Source organism: Vibrio sp. 2304 (genome assembly GCF_033339475.1).
GTDB classification, from domain to species: Bacteria; Pseudomonadota; Gammaproteobacteria; order Enterobacterales; family Vibrionaceae; genus Vibrio; species Vibrio alginolyticus.
Genome location: NZ_JAWOUQ010000099.1, coordinates 1 through 569 on the forward strand (window position 1 = coordinate 1; position 569 = coordinate 569).

The following is a 569-nucleotide window of genomic DNA, read 5'->3' on the forward strand; positions in this document are numbered from 1 at the left end:
AATATTCCCGTTACCCGCATGGATGTGAACTGCACCCGGTCCGGCACTCGGGGTCGTCCCTGCCGCCAGCGCACTGAGCAATTTGGTGCGGGCCTGTTCCGCTGAGCAGGAAATATCCGTGATGCATTCTGCTTTCAGCGAGCCGAAAGCAGGAAACGCATCAAACACAGCGGAAACTGCGCTTACTCGTTCAGTATTCGCTGCCTGCATCTGCTGCTGGAGCTGGACGGCCAGCGCGGTACTGTCGATATTTCCTGCCAGCGGTTGCTGAGTGGGTTGCTGTGCCGGTGGGTTATTTGCGGCCTGCGGCGCCGGATTTTGTGCGGGTTGCGGCTGACTGACAGGAGCTTCGGCACGCGGCCCAAAAAGGTTGTTAATCAGTTCTGGCATATTATGGTAATCCTTCAGTTTATTTTGATTCACACAGGCCGCGGCCTGCAGTTCTGGTTCAAGCGTGTCAGCGAAACCTTTTTCCACCGCCTCCGCGCCATTAAGCCAGGTTTCAGCTTTCAGCATCGCCTCCAGTTCTTCCAGCCCCAGCCCGGTCTTGTTCATGTAGGCACTGAGCA

At 56.6% G+C, this 569-nt stretch carries 1 pseudogene; it reads right to left on the minus strand.

The window, feature by feature from the left end:
• A pseudogene (locus tag R7P64_RS24460) lies at positions 1-555 on the minus strand (Clp protease ClpP); the annotation flags it as partial.
• Positions 556-569: the final 14 nt, after the last annotated feature.